Annotated in this window: 9 protein-coding genes; all 9 read right to left on the bottom strand. The window is 44.6% G+C overall.

Annotated elements, in window-relative coordinates; translation table 11 throughout:
* Window positions 1-192: 192 nt before the first annotated feature.
* Window positions 193-1,560, bottom strand: coding sequence for an MFS transporter (locus QX565_RS05095; RefSeq protein WP_289291665.1), 1,368 nt, complete (start codon window positions 1,558-1,560; stop codon window positions 193-195).
* 110 nt (window positions 1,561-1,670) lie between these two features.
* On the bottom strand, window positions 1,671-2,849 hold the full coding sequence (locus tag QX565_RS05100; RefSeq protein WP_289291667.1) for a glycoside hydrolase family 130 protein: 1,179 nt from the start codon (window positions 2,847-2,849) through the stop codon (window positions 1,671-1,673).
* Window positions 2,850-2,888: 39 nt separating this feature from the next.
* A complete protein-coding gene (locus QX565_RS05105) occupies window positions 2,889-3,992 on the bottom strand; it encodes a glycoside hydrolase family 26 protein (RefSeq protein ID WP_221651469.1) in 1,104 nt (367 codons plus the stop codon).
* 24 nt (window positions 3,993-4,016) lie between these two features.
* Window positions 4,017-6,317 (bottom strand): glycoside hydrolase family 3 N-terminal domain-containing protein, encoded by a 2,301-nt coding sequence (locus QX565_RS05110; protein ID WP_221651468.1) that lies wholly within the window; start codon window positions 6,315-6,317, stop codon window positions 4,017-4,019.
* Window positions 6,318-6,414: 97 nt separating this feature from the next.
* The gene (locus QX565_RS05115; protein ID WP_289291670.1) at window positions 6,415-7,791 is read right to left on the bottom strand and encodes a glycosyl hydrolase; all 1,377 of its coding nucleotides are present in this window, start codon (window positions 7,789-7,791) and stop codon (window positions 6,415-6,417) included.
* Window positions 7,792-7,804: 13 nt separating this feature from the next.
* Complete coding sequence (locus QX565_RS05120) at window positions 7,805-10,093, bottom strand: hypothetical protein (RefSeq protein ID WP_289291671.1); 2,289 nt, start codon at window positions 10,091-10,093, stop codon at window positions 7,805-7,807.
* 26 nt (window positions 10,094-10,119) lie between these two features.
* The gene (locus tag QX565_RS05125) at window positions 10,120-11,367 is read right to left on the bottom strand and encodes a glycan-binding surface protein (protein ID WP_221651465.1); all 1,248 of its coding nucleotides are present in this window, start codon (window positions 11,365-11,367) and stop codon (window positions 10,120-10,122) included.
* A gap of 20 nt (window positions 11,368-11,387) precedes the next feature.
* The gene (locus QX565_RS05130) at window positions 11,388-13,073 is read right to left on the bottom strand and encodes a RagB/SusD family nutrient uptake outer membrane protein (protein WP_289291673.1); all 1,686 of its coding nucleotides are present in this window, start codon (window positions 13,071-13,073) and stop codon (window positions 11,388-11,390) included.
* An 18-nt stretch (window positions 13,074-13,091) separates the two neighbouring features.
* Window positions 13,092-16,277, bottom strand: coding sequence for a SusC/RagA family TonB-linked outer membrane protein (locus QX565_RS05135; RefSeq protein ID WP_289291675.1), 3,186 nt, complete (start codon window positions 16,275-16,277; stop codon window positions 13,092-13,094).
* Window positions 16,278-16,420: the final 143 nt, after the last annotated feature.

Consider the following 16,420-nt stretch of genomic DNA (forward strand, 5'->3'; position numbering starts at 1 on the left):
GAAACGCAGATGAACGCAGATTTTCGCAAAGGGAAATAACGATAAAATAAAGAACTACAGTTTTTTAATCTGCGTTCATCTGCGATCATCCGCGTTTCATCAGAGAAAATAATATCTCTGCGCCCTCCGTGTCCTCTGTGGTGAACTGATTCATTTCGGATCAGGTTTGAATTACTGATTCGTATTAGTTTTTTAATTCCGTTTTTTCTCCAGTTCTACCGTGATGTCTTTCATCTTCTTCTCACTCAACGGATACATACTGATAAATAGTACACTCAGCACTGTACCTATTGCCGGCAGGAAGCTCAGGAACATTTTAATGCCATGAATCGCTTCGGCACTCTGTACAGCATTGGCCTTGAAACCAAAATAAGCAAGTAACCAACCGGTGATAGCACTACCGATTGCCCAACCGAATTTCTGGCTCATGGAGGAGGAAGAGAATATCAGTCCGGTAGCCCGATTGCCGGTTCTCAACTCAGAGTAATCGGCACAGTCGGCGTACATAGACCATAACAGTGGGAAAATGCTTCCGGCACAAATACTAATCAGTATCTGGAAAACGAATATCAGTGCAATGTCTCCCTTTCCAAACCAATAGAAGATGATGCTCAGTACGGTAGCAATCACCATGGCACCCATGTAGGTAGCTTTCTTACCAATACGGTTGCTGAGTGGAGCAGCAAGGACTACCCCTACGATATTGGCAACCTGGCCTACTGCCAGATAAAGCCCACTTAACACAAACGAGACTCCGAAGAAGGAAACAGCAGCATAATCTTCCTCCACAATGAAGTACTTGAAATAGTAAACCGTGGCCCCGTCGCGAACAGAGTTGAAGATCAATGCAGCAATACCTGCACCGAGCAGAATCCACCAGGGTTTATTGTGAAGCAAATCTTTCACATCTTCCTTCAACGGGCTTTGCGCTTCCTTGATAGGTTTCACCCTTTCGCGCGTCAATGCGAAACAGCCATAGAACAGTATCGTACACATGACTGCTATGACTATCACACTCATCATCCAGCCGTGTTGCTCACTGTGTCCCTGGCTAAAGTAATTCACCATCGGCATAAACAGCAACAGAGCTATGAAGCTGCCGATATAGGCAAATGTCATGCGATAAGTAGACAGTGTATTCCGCTCCTTCGGATCAGGACTCATCACTCCCAACAATGAAGCATAAGGCACATTGATAGCAGAATAAATCATCATCATCAGCGAATAAGTGACATAGGCGTATATCAATTTGCCGGTATCACTCAGATCGGGAGTAGTGAACGTCAGTATGCCAATCAGCCCGAAAGGAATGGCAAGAAACAGCAGATAAGGACGGAACTTTCCCCAACGGGAATGAGTACGGTCAGCAATGATTCCCACGATCGGATCGAAAGCCGAATCCCAGGCACGGGTAATGAGAAACATAGTACCGACCACAGCAGCCGGAAGTCCGAAGACATCCGTATAGAATATCATCAGGTAAGAGCCAAACAGTTTCCAGAACATGGACGAAGCCATATCACCGAAACCATAGCCTATTTTTTCTTTAAGTTTTATCATGGTAGAAAAAGAGTAATTAGTGATGAGTGAGTAGTGATTAGTGATAAGCAATTAGTGAGTAGTGATTAGTAGGCTGCGCAATTATACCGCATGGCACTAATCACTCATCACTACTCACTACTCACTATTTTCTTGTTTTTCTCTATCATCCTCTTCAGCGTCTCCACCGAAGCAGAAGAGAAAAAGCCATCCTGCGGTGTATGCAGGCAGTAGTCCACCAACTTATCAATGGTAGATGTAGCTACATGCATACGGGTATCCGAAGAGGCATAATAGATAAACACCGTTCCATCTTCATCAGCAATCCAGCCGTTACTGAACAATACATTCGATACATCACCGATACGCTCTTCACCCTCCGGAGCCATAAAATATCCGGCAGGGGCGGCAATCAGCTTCGTCGGATCTTTCAGATCAGTCATATACATATATAATACATAACGCAATCCGGCAGCACATCCGCGAACCCCATGAGCCAAATGTAACCAGCCTTGCGGGGTCTTTATCGGGTGCGGTCCCTCTCCATTCTTCACCTCTTTAATAGTATGATAATAGCGTTTGTCTATAATAACTTCTTCTTTCACCTCGGCATGCGTCATGTCATCTACCAATGCCCAACCGATACCGCCACCACTTCCGGCATCAATAAATCCATCTTGCGGACGGGTATAAAGTGCATATTTCCCCTCAACGAACTCCGGATGCAACACAACATTACGCTGCTGGCTCTTTGTTTTCAGATCCGGAAGGCGTTCCCAGTTCTTCAAGTCCTTGGTACGGGCGATACCGGCTGTAGCCGTTGCCGACGACAAATCTCCTGCCGGAGCATTATCGTCAGGTCGTTCGGCACAGAAGATACCATATATCCAACCGTCCTCATGAGCGGTAAGGCGCATATCATAAACGTTCGTTGCCGGAACAACATCTTCAGGCATCGTCACCGGATAATCCCAGAAACGGAAATTATCTACTCCGTTAGGACTCTCTGCAACGGCAAAGAACGATTTACGGTCAGCACCTTCCACGCGTACCATCAACAGATACTTTCCGTTCCATTTGATGGCACCGGCATTCATGGTTGCATTCATGCCGATACGCTCCATCAGATAAGGATTCGTCTTCTCATCCAGATCATAACGCCAGAATACCGGCGTATGGGCAGCAGTCAGCACAGGATGTTCATAACGGGTAATAATACCATTTCCACCTTTCATCGGATTGTTTTTGCGGGCGAGGAATTCCTCATGTTCGGCCAGCAAGGTAGCAATTTTGTCTTTAAATAGGCTCATAATCGAAGTCTTTTCTGTTTTATAATTTAGTTTGATAGTTTATTTCGTAACGTACAGTCCATTCACATCACCAACAAAAAGAGTGTTGGGAGCCTGGTAGAATTTCACAAAATCCGCTGCGGATATTTGTCCGGGATAAGGAGCATAATAATGATTATCCCGTTCACGAGCATTACGCCACACCAGTACATAGCTGATTGGATATTTGCTGATAACCGGCATCAGCGTCTTCGTCCACCATGTAGAATCAGGAATTGTTTCAAAACCAGTTTCGGTGATAGCAATAGGTTTATTGTGTACTCTACCTACTTCTGTCAGAATAGCCAGTGATTTGTCCAGTGTCTCCATATACTTCTGACGATCGAATTGATACGTATCAAAACCGATAAGGTCGATGATTTCATCCCCCGGGTAACGCTCCAGATACTCGGTACTATCATTGGGTTCCGAACCGGGAGAATAGGCATAAAGCAGGTTATTAACACCTTTCTCCTGCATACGGTCATAAGTCATCTTCCACAAAGCTTTATACTGGCTGGTTGTGCAAAGATTCTGCCCCCACCAGAACCAACTCCCGGTATGTTCATGCCACGGACGGAAAAGCACAGGAACTTTCGTGCCATCTGCCCTGGTAAGAGAATTCATAAAAGCGGCTACTTTATCGAGCCAGCCAAGAAACATCTCATGATTCACACCACCGGGAAGGATAGAAGCTACTACCGTAGTATCGCTCACATCCCAGGAGTCTTTACCGGTCAACGGATTGTCAAGATGCCAACTGAGAGAACTCATACCACCCCGGTTATATTGTGCAATGATTTCATTCTTCACTCTCTCAAAAGAAACATTATCCAGATTTCTGTCTCCCCCCAGTTCGATGCGTCCGAGATCGAAGGACATCACAGCAGGATAATCACCACAAACACTTTTTACATCACTGCGATCCGGATCATCCTCCCAGCCGATACCATACACCGGATCATCATGATGCCCGAACATAAATCCTTGTGCAGGTATGCGTTTCAGGTTCTCCAACAGAGCTTCCGTTTCCTGGGTTCGTTCCATTTTCTTTTTGTTTGTATCACACGATGTTATGCCCAAAGCTAAGACCATCGTAGCAATTAAAAGGTTTCTCTTTTTCATATCGGTTCGTATCATTCGTTTCTGTTATTTTACTGTAAAGGTCTCTTTCAGTAACACTTCATCGGCAGAGGAAGGTCCTGCCATCACTATAAACTCGCCAGGCTCCACTCCCCATTTCATCTTCTTATCGTAAAAAGCCAGTTTATCGGGTGTTATAATAAAGTTCACTACTTTACTCTCACCTGCTTTTAATGCAATACGGGCAAAGTCTTTCAACTCCTTCACCGGACGGGTGACACAACTATAAGTATCACGAATGTAAAGCTGTACAATCTCCACTCCGTCACGGTCTCCTGTATTTGTCACCTTCAGGCTGACACCTACACTGCCGTCTTTGCTGATTTCTGTCTCCGTCAGTTTCAGATCTTCATACTTATACGTAGTGTACGATAAGCCGTGTCCGAACGGGTAAAGCGGTGTACTTGGCTGATAGGCTGCATAAGGATGGAAATATTGAGACGGTTTATGATTATAAATCATTTGTAACTGTCCTACACTCTGCGGGATGGTGATTGCCAGTTTTGCCGAAGGATTCACCTTTCCATACAATATTTCGGCAACAGCTTGTCCACCATACATCCCCGGTGCCCATGCCTCAACAATAGCAGGCAGATGTGTGGCCGCCCATTGTACCCCAAGCGGACGCCCATTGACAAGTACAAGAATAGTCGGCTTGCCCGAAGCAGCCACTTTCTCTATCAACTCATTTTGTAAACCTACCAGACTGATATCCGAACGGTCTGTATCTTCTCCGTCTGTCCGTTCTGTCCACCGGAAGCGCATCATATATTCTCCGGCTACTACAATGTTCAAATCTGCATTCCGGGCACGTGCAGCGGCTTCAGCTACTTTCTTCGGATCCATATTACGTGGATCCCAACCCTGATCTACAAAGTCAAACTTCACACCGGGAGCCACCTGTTGCAAGCCTTCAAGAATGGTCGTTACATTCTCCGGCTTCTCAGGAGCACTCCAATCACCCAGAATATTCTGGTCATCGGCATTGATGCCAGTCACCAATACCCGTTTATATTTGGAAGCATCCAGAGGCAGGATACCTTCATTCTTCAATAACACAATGCCATTACGGGCAGCCTCCAAAGCAGTCTGGCGATGCTCGGGACAAAGCCGGATCTTCATACTCTGCTCTTCATCAGCATACGGATTTTCAAAAAGTCCGAGACGGAACTTTACTTCGAGGATACGACGCACTGATTCATCAATACGCGATTCCGGAATTCGGCCTTCTTTTACCAGTTCCGTTACCATCTCGTTCCAATGAATGCCGTGCATGTGCATATCCATACCGGCCATGATAGATTGATAGAAGGCTTCCTTTAAATTGGGAGCAGTAGCATGCAGATCGTGAATATGTTCAATGTCCATCCAATCGCTCACCACAAATCCGGGGAATTTCCATTCACCCCGAAGTACCTCTGTCATCAGCCATTCATTTTCGTGGCAAGGTATGCCGTTGAGTTCATTGTGAGCTGTCATCAGTGACATGGCTCCCGCATCCACTCCTGCTTTGAAGGGAGGGAAGAACACCTCGCGCAGGGTACGTTCCGAAAGATCGGTTGGCGATCCGTTTGTTCCGTTTATAGGCTGACTCCCTCCTACAAAGTGTTTGATACAAGCCAGCACATCTTCCGGGCTGTCCAGGTTCTGCTGATATCCCTTTACAGTCTGTACCCCTATCTGTGTAACGAGATACGGGTCTTCACCATACGTCTCTCCTACCCGCCCCCAACGGGCATCACGTGCTATTTCCACATTGGGATTGAATGTCCAGTGCATATTCATGGCTCGCATTTCCTTTGCCGTTTCCCGGGCTATGCGACGTGCCATTACCGTATCAAACGAACAGGCGAGATTAATATTGGTGGGATACACCGTATTATCCGGTGCATTGGCATTGCCATGGATAGCATCGATACCAAAAATAACGGGTATTTGCAAACGGCTCTTCATGGCAAATGACTGAAGATAATTGGCTTCTTTCAATGTCAACACATGAAGAAAAGAGCCTATCAATCCTTGTCCGGTCCACTCTTCTATATCCTTTTCCGTAAATCCGGGATAGAAAGCATTGGCAGTATTATTCTTCAAGTCCTCCTCTTTCATCACCGCGCTGTTGGCTTTGATATGTTCCACGCCTACAAACTGATTCATCTGGCCTACCTTCTCTTCCAACGTCATACGACTCAGCAAGTCTTCCACCCGGTCTTTCACAGGTGCCGAAGGATCTTTATATACTTCTCCTTTCCCGCCGGAGCAAGAACTGAGTATCATTCCTATTGCTATTGTCATTATAATATTTCTCATAATTTTATCTTTTGTTCTTCCCACACGAAGAGGTACCATTGCTTCCCGGTGCTTCTATTCCCACCGCCTGGCGCACTTCCCCGTACGGGAAGCACCGCTATTTCATGGATGGGATATTTTCTCTTGTGATGACATATGTCTGGTTCATAGCATCCTGCCACCATGCATCATCGGCATGCTGTATCGCGGCTCCTTCACCATCATACCATGGCATGAAGTACAACCATCGTGCTCCTGCATCCCACTGTACAGATAGTTTTGCCATAGAAGCATTGTTATCCATATAGGCACCGCATTCGCTCAATGTTATCATTTTACTGCCATACTGTTCCGCCAAAGCAGTGTATCCAGCTACGGCATCAGTGGCTTCTTTTCCATAGAGGTCACGCCCGATAATGTCTACATATGAATCACCCGGATACCATGCCTGGTCACCACTTTCGCTGGTCCATACCCAAATTAAATTGTTCAGTCCTTGTGCCTGGAAGGTATCAAACATAGCCACCCATAGTTTTTTGAACGAACCGGCATCTTTTCCCCACCAGAACCAGCCACCGGCAGCCTCGTGGAAAGGACGCCAGATAACAGGTATACCAGCTTCCTGCAACAGTTTCAGATGGGTAACAACTTTGGCCAGATCATCGGCAAATACTTTATTCTCCCAAGTGCCTTCAACCGTGGCGTTGGCTGCGTCAAAATGATTGTTTGCACTGTTAAAGCTGTAAGATATCTCATCAGCCCCCGTATCTGCATTCTGCGGATCGGAAGTAGGAACATTCCAATGCCACATCGCAGCTACCAGTCCACCCGCATCCCACCAGTCCTTAACGACGGAAATATCCGAATAGTCAATCCAGTTGGAAGGTGATGCATATAAGTGGATATAGTCAAAGCAATTCATTGCCGGATATTTACCGGTCAGAGTATGTACCCGTTCGGCCTGTCCGATATTCCAGTTTACATTAGCCATAGTAGCAGACAAGGTCTTCTTTCCGTAGTTCTCTAACAAAAAATCATATACCTTCTGCGCTGCCGGCAAAGCATTCGGAGTACACAGGGTAGTTACAATCGTTGGATTGGCTACAGTTGTGAAGTTAATAACAGCTTCGGTAGCCCCCACTTTTGTAGGGCCTATGATAACCCCTTCGGGAATTACCAGTTTATAGTTCTTTCCCTTTTCCAGTCCTGTGGCTTGAACGGTCACCTTACTGAGTGAAGCAGACACGCTGGTGATAGTAGCACCTTCCAAGGTCACCCGGCTATGTTCTGCCGAAGGAGAAAATACATTCTGATTGTAAGTTAATTCAAAGGTGATGTTACCCTCCGGCAGATCAATACTTCCATTTGCAGGAGTACTACTGACCATTCGGGCAGGTTCCAGTGTGGCAATCACCGGTTCTTCGATATCGTTGCAGGCCGTTGCCAGATACATTCCGGCAACAGAAAGTAATAGGACATATAATAACTTTTTCATACTCTTAGCTTATTTACTTAAGTTCGACTTTGGTCAGTGTGTAGTTACATCCCGAAATGATCAATCCATTGGTGGTCAGCTCGGCCAACATCGCATCATCGATTATAAATTCATGACCGGTAGCATCAGCAGCTAAATCCACCATCTTTAGATCGGGCCAACCAGCTGTATTCTTTTTCAATCCCACTTGCCAGTAAGTGACTGATGGTTCGAGGTCTTTAATACTAACAACCAGCGTTTTTCCAACTTTCGCATTGACAAACAAGGAAGCATCCATTTGTACCGAACCGCTCCAGCCTCCCATCACCTGCTCTCCTTGCCAAAGAGTTTCAGTAGCCGAGGCTCCACCTCCGGTAGTGATAACAGAAATCTTACTGATAATGGCCTGCTGACCGGTAATGATCATTCCTTTTCCATAAGCCCCGGTCTGGCAGATTGCCAACATGGCAGCATCCATTGAGAAGGTAAAGTCCCGATCATCCGGAGTAAAATCTACGCATCCCCATTCATTAGGAATCACCTCACCCAAAGCAGGAAATGCAACCCAGTTACCGTTCATTACCTTTAGTTGCGGAGCAGTACCGGTAGGAGTAAAATAAATCTTAACCTTAGCACCGGCCGACAGGCTTGCAAAGACACTTGTCTCCAGTGAAATATTTTCTCCCCAGCTCGTTCCTAAATCTACAGCTCCTTCAAAAACAACGGTTTCTATTGTACCCGAACCTACAACATCCATAGTATAGGAAATTTCTCCATTGGAAGAAATAAGCGTAATTGTAGTCTCACCGCCTGCATTATTAGGAATAAGCATGTAAAGAGTGGAAGCCTGCAGAATATACTGTGTGTTATTACCATTTACACGGACATTGGTTAGCTTGTCACCATTTTCTATCTCAACCGGCAGGATACTTCCGGCAGTGATTTTTGTTTCTGTATCGGGCAATATAGGAATATAGCAGAATATCGGTTTAGTCACCTCCAATGAAGCACAGATCACTGTTTCGCTATTTTTCATCGTCAGTATCACTTCACCGCTTGCAGCATCTACCGGCACGTTCACTTTCAACTGATCAGCGTCTGTTGAAGTCACTTCAACTGTTTTGTCACCACTGAAGGTGACAGAAGCCACCAAATTCAAATTCTTACCTTGCAACACGACCTCATTACCGGCAGCTACAGGAGCTGGATTATAAGCCTGTACCTCAGGTTTCAATGTAGAAATGACTACCGGAGCAGACACATTACCACTTGCCGTATTCAATACCAGTTCACCACTGACTGCCATTTCGGGCATGAGAACTTTTATCTCTGTTGCTGTCACAGATTGGGGCTTTACTGCTGTTTCCACACCCGGGAAAGTAACTGTAGTGGTCAGCTCCATATTCACACCTTTAACAGTAATCACATCCCCGGCTTTCAAATCGGTTGCAGGACTTACGACCAACTCTGCCGGAACAGCTACTCCGATGTTGGCAATAGCTACTTTTACACCAGAAGGAGCAATCATCGAGATAGCACCATCAGTAACACCTTCGGGTAATGTGAATGAGAGTTCATCTTCATTTATTTCAAATTCCACCGGAGTATCATCAGATAATACAACAGAAGTTAGCAAGTCAATGTCCTTCACAGTTACTTTGATTTGTGTACCCGGCTTTACATCAGTCAGATTCAGCACACTCTCCACAGACGGCAGTACCACCTGTAATTCTTCCTCTGATTCCAGTTCAACAGGAATTGTTGCATTATCTGCCAGAGTAATAATACCGGTTTGTGCTTCACGAGGCACCACTACCACAATCTTCTCCCGTTCATGTGTGATGAACTCATCAGCGCCTACCTCTACGTCTTTAGCAAAAATCACCCGTTTCATCAGATTGAGATATTCACCTTCAATTGTCAACTCATCGCCAGGCTTTACCGGAGAAGGAGATATTGAGGAGATGGAAATGGGCTCTGTATAGGAAAGTTGTGATTTAGAAACAAGTTCCACTCCTCCGACTCCCTTCAGTCTCACATAACCCACTACAGCATTCTGAGGAATCACAACTTTGATATACTGATTATCGACTACTTCGATATCTGTAATTTCTATATTATCGGGTAACACCACGCTCGTGACACGATCCAGGTTCCTGCCGATAAAAGTTAACTTACTACCACGCAGGGCTGGACTGGGCCCGAAAGCCTCCAATAGTATGGCACCGGACTCATCATCATCGTTGTTGCATGCCGTGAAAGTCACAGAAAGAACAATGAGCGCCACCCATATCATTTGATTGAATATTCTATTGAGTTTCATATCTTTCATATTTATAATTAAATTTATCATTCGGCTTCTACAACACGAACATTATCAATGTAAAAGGTCGGGGTACATTCTGTTCCGGCTACACCGCCTTTACCTACAAACAGGGTGATTCCTGAATAATGACCGGCTGCTTTCACGCCTACTTCCGCTCCGTCTCCATTATACTTAAAGTCACTCATCGGAATGGTTACCGTAGTCCAACCATTAGTAGTATAAGAGCCGGTAGCAGTCCAAGGCATCCACAATGCACGCGGATAGGTAGCATCAGACATATAAGCATTATTAGGATTCCCTCCTGTAGCACCACCCTCCTGCCAGTTCAGCCACACTTCATCGGCACCGGTAAATATAATCTGAAAGGCCGCAGCCGACCATACGTCCGGAATATTAACCTCAAACTTCAACACATATTTATCCAAAGTGCCTGCATTGAAGAAATCAGAATCAGTAGTACGGTACGTCCAGCGTTCATAACCAAAGTTACTGTCATCCCAGGTGTCATCACTCATCTTACCTTTGAAAATCAGATACTGCCCGCTAATACCCTCTTCGGTACCATAACCTGCACCGGCATGCCAACCATGATTGTAACCACCGTCAGGGAAGAGAGTGTCAAAGTCAAGAATAATATTACGATTGTCACGAAAGTTAAGAGAACTCTCGCCAGTACCATATACTGAAGTTACTCTAACAGGACCAGGTTGTGCACCGGCAGGTACTTTTACGGCAATATTGTTCACATCATGACTGACTATTTCACCATCTACATCTCCTGTAAAAGTAACCTTCAACGGATTAGCATCCTCATTGACAAAATACAATCCCTGGATATAGGCGATATCACCTTCGGCGACATATTCACAGGTCATCGATTTAACCGACGGGACAGGAACTTTCGTCTCAAATGAATAGTAACACGAATCATTATTAGTATACAGTTTTATCAAATCCTGCTTTTCACCCGGAATACCGGAAGGGATACTAACGATAATGGCATTATCCGTAACAAAATTCGGATTTAGCTTGACCTTCTGATCATTGAAGTAAATGGCATTTACACCACCCAAATGTTCACCGATAATGGCAATGCGATCGCCCAGATAAGCACTCGTCAATAAAGAGTCTGAAACTGCAGCATCGCAAGGACGGATGTATCTCACCAAGGGAGCACCACCGTTCGCACCCCTTCCATCATCATCAGAGCATGCACCGAAAAAGGTTAGCGTTAATACTGCAAGAGCAATGTTGAATATATACTTATTCATAATCTTCTTAAACTTAGAGGTTAAAATTGATAATCTACAGGGTCCCGGGTAATGGAAGGAGTCTTGGTTATTGTCTCCGCCGGAACAGGTAATACCAGATTACCGGCACCGATTGTTATCTTTGCTATATCCGGATTGATATAGAAGATAGAACCTTTACCTCTTGGATCATCATTCGGATTGAGAGAAGTGAAACCGCCATGGTAAGCGCCCACAGCATTGCGTTCCTGCCAGGTAAACTGACCATTGGAAACATACTGACGCTGGCGTTCCATGCCATTCAGGTAAGCAAGCGCCTTATTCATGTCACGATACGCAATACGCTTTACATCAAAGAAGTTTATACTTTCAAGGGCAAACTCCACGCGACGCTCTTTTATCAGTTCATCATAGGTTATGGTTGTTTTTTCCCAGGGAAGTCCGGCACGCAAACGAATCTGTTTGAATACATCCAGTGCCAACACATCGTTTGTAGAAGAACCGGCACCAATACATGCTTCTACATAACAAAGATAGATATCGGCCAGACGCAACAGATAAATGTTATTTCCGGCATCCTGATTGGAAGCTCCGGCCAAACCGCCACAGTCGTCATTCGCACCTATTACATATTTTCGGACATGGGCCAGCATTTCGTTGGACGACTCTGTACTCTCATCTTCGGAGAAGTTGCTGTACGTATAACCGCCACCACCCAGATTTCCATACTGATCGCCATTGCGCATGTAAGTATAGTAACGGCGAAGATCACCAGTTTCAAATGTTTCCTGCAAACTCAGTGTAGGACCTTTACCTGATCCCCAGGAAGATCCTAAAGTAATCAAAGCATTACGGGAGAGGGATACATTGCGACTGTTACCGTAACCATATCCGTCATTCGTACACTGAATGGCAAACAAAGACTCTGAGCTATTGTTTCCTGCAGGATAAAACAGTGTTGATAAATCTCCGTAAAGACTAAATCCGCTCTTGTTTATCACTTCGGCTGCATACGCTTTAGCCTTCGCAAAATTATCGGCAGATGCACCGTCAGACAAGTGAGACGCCATTGTGAGGTGTAACTTTGCCAACATTCCGATAGCAGTATATCCGGAGCAACGCCCTGCCTGAAACGGAGAAGCCGGAAGATTATCCTTAGCAAATTCCAGATCCTGACGAATGAATTCATAAACGCTTGCCTGTTTATTACGGATCACCTGATCACCGGAAATGTTGTTGTCGGTAATGATAGGCACATCCTGCCAATATTCAGTGAGCAGATAGTAAGCAATACCGCGAATACAACGTGCTTCGCCAAGCGCACGATTAATGATCGTTTCAGAAATCCCATTCGTGCGGGCTGCATCCGGCATGCCATTGATGATGTTATTGCAGTAAGAAACAACACGGAAAAGGCCATTCCAACCTTGTGTCAGATAAGTGTTACCATTCTGGAAAGTCATATAATAGAACTGTCCTTCCTGGTCAAATGTATAAAAAAGATCACCTGCCAATTCATCACCTGCCATCCACATAAAGTTCATATGGAAGTCTTGCCAGACAAAAGCACTGTAAAGAGAAGCTGTATTTGCATTGATTGCAGCCTCCGATGTATAATAAGTTTCCAGCACCTGTTCGCTTTCAGGTACAATAGTCAGGAAATCAGCACAAGACGATGTCACCGCTAACAGATACGACAGACAAATTGTTTTAAATATATTTTTCATATTCGATAATCCTTTAAGTTAGAACGTAATGTTTGCACCCAATGTATATACACGTGGCGAAGGATAACGACCCATATCCACATTGGACAGGCCTACCTGCTGGTTGTATGAACCTATTTCCGGATCAAGACCGGAATATCCGGTAAAGGTGTACACGTTTTGCGCATTAAAATAGAGTTTACAGTTTACCATTCCAATCTTCTTCAGCCAGACTTGAGGGAAATTATAAGCCAATGAAATATTCTGGATACGCAGATAACTACCATCTTCAATCCAACGGTCACTCATACGATTATTACCATTAATATCATTTCCGCTCCAACGGGGAAGGGAAGAAGTTCCATTGATGAGATAACAATTATCAGCATTCTCCACATTGGTATTGATACCGTCATAATAACCCAGTCTTGCACGGTTGAGCACAGTAGCTGACTGATTGTCCCACTGTGACATCAACCCTTCTGTTTTTACACGAACATAGTTAAGAATATCCCCACCTACCGCTCCGGTCAGTCCGATACCAAGTTCCCAGTTCTTGTATGTAAAGGTATTGGTAAAGCCAAATGTAAAATCAGGATTCGGATCACCGATAATAGTCTGGTCATATTCGTTGATAACACCGTCGGGTACACCATTCGGACCACTGATATCTTTAAACTTCACGTCTCCGACCCATGCACCGGTTGTACGGTGTACACCTACTCCTTCGGGCAAGGCATGGGTACGCAGTTCCTCGGCATTTTCAAACAGTCCGTCTGTAAGGTATCCATAAAATACACCGATAGGCTGTCCTACCTTAATCATAGAAACGGTCTGGAAACCGGCATACCAATCCAGTTTACCATAAATGGTGGTACCCAGTTCATCCAGTTCTTTCACCTTATTGCGATTGATAGAAACAGTGAGGTTTGAATGCCAGTTGAAATCTTTTGTAGCAATATTGTGTGTGTTCAAAGAGATATCAATACCTTTATTGTCAACCTTTCCTATATTCATAAAAGGTGTTTGGATATCCGTCCATCCGGAACCTCCCAAAACGGGAGACACAGAAGGTTGCAACAACAAATCTTTGGTTGTCTTATAATAAGCATCCACAGTCAGATCAATCCTCCCGTTGAATAATCCCAAGTCGATACCCGCATTATATTGTACAGAAGCTTCCCACTTTAAATCCGGATTTGCATTGTTTGCCATGCGGTATGCCGTACCAAAAGCAGAAGGAAAAGCTACCATGGTAGACCCATATCGGTACGTTCCGATATTATCACTACCCACCTGGCCATATCCCAAACGAAACTTCAGATTGGATAGCCATTTCTGAGTCCCTTTCATAAAGTCCTCTCCTGTCACACGCCAGGCTGCCGCAAATGAAGGAAAATATCCCCAACGGTTATTAATTCCGAATTTAGAAGAGGCATCGGCACGTAAAGTTGCAGTCAATAAATAGCGGTCGGCATAATTGTAATTGGCACGTCCGAAAGCGGAAACTTTCGTGGCAGCGTCTTTCCAACCACTATTGGAAGTGAATACACCATCAGCACCGATTACATGAATATCATTAGATGACAATTGATTCTTTTGCAACTGTGTACCTTCCCAAGAAGATTTGGAGGATTCCATCCCTGCCATAAAGTTGATATTGTGTTTACCGAAACTCTGATTGTAAGTAGCATATCCCTTCCATATCCAATAAAGACTATGTTCTTCACGTTGCATAATCATGATATCGGTATTCTTTAACTGACCATATTCGTAGCTGGGTTTGAAACCTTTGTTCAGATTATTGGAACCATCAATACCAAACTCGGTACGGAAATTGACATATTTGTTAAAGGTGATCAAAGCATAGGCATTCCCCATGAAGCGTTCACGTAACAGGGTGTTAATCTGGTCGTTTGTCAAAGCAACCGGATTGTAAATAGATGAACCGTTTACTGATTCGGGGCCGGCATAATTGCCATCAAAATCATACACCGGAACAGACGGAGACATTAAAGCAGCCTGCATCACCACCCCATTGATACCATCGTTGTTAATAATTGACTCATTGGTACGAGAGTAAGAAAAAGAGCCACCCATCTTAATATATTTATTGAATTCACTATCCAGGGTCATACGGCCGGTATAGCGTTCAAAGTTTGAATTAAGCAGCATACCGTCTTGTCCCATATAACCAACAGAAAATGCATATTGAGTTTTGTCAGTACCACCGTTCAAAGAAAGATTATGACTATGCATCCAGGCATTACTCGTTACGGCATCTTGCCAGTCAGTACCTTTGCCCAGTAAAGAAGGGTCCAGATAGGCCACATCCACATTAGGTAATACACCTTCTTCATAAAGTTGCTTTTGATAGGTTCCGAATTCACGAAGATCCATCATATCAATTTTCCCGGTACGTTGCTGAAGTGCCGCATATCCATCATAAGTGATATTCGTACGTCCCTTATTCCCACGTTTTGTAGTGATAATAACAACACCATTGGCACCGGAAGTTCCATAAATTGCCGTAGCCGAAGCATCTTTCAATACAGACATGGAGACAATATCACTTGGAGAGATAGAAGCCAGGGGATTTACTACATTCTGTCCGTTGGAACCACCCGACCATTCAAATCCGGCAGTAGAGGTACCTTCACCACTCATCGGTATGCCATCAATAATGTAAAGAGGTTCATTAGTGCCGTTGATGGAGCTTGCACCACGGATACGAATGGAATTGGCCGCCCCCGGAGCACCGGAATTGGCTGCAACCTGCACACCGGCGACGCGTCCTTGAAGCATCTGGTCTACATTGGTTACAATAGATTCTTTCAGCTTATCACCTGAAAGGTTGGCTACGGAACCGGTCAGATCACTTTTCTTCATCGTACCATAGCCTACTACCACTACTTCGTCCAGCATTTCCGAATCTTCCTTCAACGCCACGGTTACCGACTTTTGACCGGATTGTAATGTAACTTCTTGCGTCTTATAACCAATACTGGAGAATACAAGAATTTTCTTTCCCTCAGGAACATTCACACTAAACCGACCATCAAGGTCGGCAATAGCACCTACCGTAGTGCCTTTCACCAAAATATTGGCCCCGATCAGAGGAGAACCGTCATTCGCATCAGTCACGATACCGGTAACGGTGGTTTGTTGGGCCGTCACATAGCTACTCATCAGGAGTGCTATCAGAAACAACATAATGTTCTTCATATCAACACATAGATTTAAATAAATGATTTACATTTTTACGTTAGCAAAGGTAGGAGCAAGTGGTAAAAGAGACAAGTACAATATTATCATATACTAATACAATTCTACCACTTATAATCTTTACACTCTTTGTTTAGAGCAGA

The organism is Bacteroides sp. 41_26 (assembly GCF_949740115.1).
Lineage (GTDB): Bacteria > Bacteroidota > Bacteroidia > Bacteroidales > Bacteroidaceae > Bacteroides > Bacteroides nordii.

Coding starts and splice junctions, on each gene's coding strand:
- QX565_RS05120 (WP_289291671.1), bottom strand. CDS start 10,093: ATGAAACTCAATAGAATATTCAATCAAATGATATGGGTGGCGCTCATT.
- QX565_RS05095 (WP_289291665.1), bottom strand. CDS start 1,560: ATGATAAAACTTAAAGAAAAAATAGGCTATGGTTTCGGTGATATGGCT.
- QX565_RS05100 (WP_289291667.1), bottom strand. CDS start 2,849: ATGAGCCTATTTAAAGACAAAATTGCTACCTTGCTGGCCGAACATGAG.
- QX565_RS05130 (WP_289291673.1), bottom strand. CDS start 13,073: ATGAAAAATATATTTAAAACAATTTGTCTGTCGTATCTGTTAGCGGTG.
- QX565_RS05105 (WP_221651469.1), bottom strand. CDS start 3,992: ATGAAAAAGAGAAACCTTTTAATTGCTACGATGGTCTTAGCTTTGGGC.
- QX565_RS05135 (WP_289291675.1), bottom strand. CDS start 16,277: ATGAAGAACATTATGTTGTTTCTGATAGCACTCCTGATGAGTAGCTAT.
- QX565_RS05125 (WP_221651465.1), bottom strand. CDS start 11,367: ATGAATAAGTATATATTCAACATTGCTCTTGCAGTATTAACGCTAACC.
- QX565_RS05110 (WP_221651468.1), bottom strand. CDS start 6,317: ATGAGAAATATTATAATGACAATAGCAATAGGAATGATACTCAGTTCT.
- QX565_RS05115 (WP_289291670.1), bottom strand. CDS start 7,791: ATGAAAAAGTTATTATATGTCCTATTACTTTCTGTTGCCGGAATGTAT.